Below are 1,146 nucleotides of genomic sequence, written 5' to 3' on the forward strand. Positions count from 1 at the left end.
CACTTCCTTACCAAACAATTGAAAAATGTCAGTACCGAGATGAGTCTTCATGTTCTCGCTTATAACCTCAAACGAATGATGTCGATTGTGGGCAGTGAAAGTCTACTCGAAGCAATAAGGGCGTAATTAGCCTTTTATTGTTAGCTCATATGCGTGATAAAGCCTTCTTAGAAAGTGGAAAATATAGTGATGTCGTTGATTTTCATTGTATTGAGAAGTCTCTTCGTCGATGTAGAAAAGATAAAATATCGACCGGATCACTACGTTTAAGATTAGTGCGAGTTGACCTACCAGGTGAGCCAGAAGTTTTGGTTTCATCATTAACAGATCTGCAAGCTTATCCTACTGCTCTTTTTGCTGATTTATATTTCCAACGCTGGGGTGTTGAAGAAGATTACAAAGTATTGAAAAGTCGTCTCAATATTGAAAATTACTCTAGTGTTTCTGTTGAAGGTGTTTTACAAGACCTACATGCGAAGCTATTAACTAAAAACCTTGCAACATCTGCGATCCATGATGCAAAAAGAAAAATAAAGAAACCTAAAAACAATAGACTTTATGAATATAAAATCAATTTCACCTTTGCGATAAATCAGCTAAAGGATAATGTTGTCAGGTTCATTATGAGAGTAGCTGAGCTTGAGTTATATGAACTGATGATAAGTAAAATATCAAAGAATTTAAGTGTTATTCGACCTGACCGGAAGTTTTTTAGACAAGACCGTAGAAACAAGACAAATAAGTACCCAATGAATTATAAACGTATGTGTTAAATCCTTAAGTTAATGACATTGTTGTGCGCATTGAAGACATAAAGCACCTCAGAACATAGAGGTCAACTTTAAGATCATACAGCTGATATAAAATTCATACTCCTATAGCGCCTTAGGGTGATTGCTTTAACCATGAAGCGGGTCATTACTATTTTTAATGATAGATCCAATTTTTATCTTCCGCTGTTGATTATTTCAAGATTGGATAACCCTTATTGGCGTTCTCAATTCTGGAAGACCCAAAGGATTATATTATTCTTTTTACTCCAAATTAAAAGTATCTTGATATTGAGTCAAACTCAAAAACCGCCGTATAAATAGATAGCTAGCGGAATGAAGATTATAGAAACCAACGTAGATAAAAATACTGCTA

At 34.6% G+C, this 1,146-nt stretch carries 1 protein-coding gene; it reads left to right on the plus strand.

The genetic code is table 11. The annotated features are described in order from the left end of the window. The first annotated feature begins 149 nt into the window (after positions 1-149). Positions 150-773 (plus strand): transposase, encoded by a 624-nt coding sequence (locus tag H4J54_RS19275; RefSeq protein WP_259366924.1) that lies wholly within the window; start codon positions 150-152, stop codon positions 771-773. Positions 774-1,146: the final 373 nt, after the last annotated feature.

The sequence above is a fragment of the Colwellia sp. MB3u-8 genome, assembly GCF_014076985.1.
GTDB lineage: Bacteria > Pseudomonadota > Gammaproteobacteria > Enterobacterales > Alteromonadaceae > Cognaticolwellia.

Excerpts from the sequence above, each read along its gene's own strand:
- H4J54_RS19275 (WP_259366924.1), top strand. The coding sequence starts at position 150 with ATGCGTGATAAAGCCTTCTTAGAAAGTGGAAAATATAGTGATGTCGTT.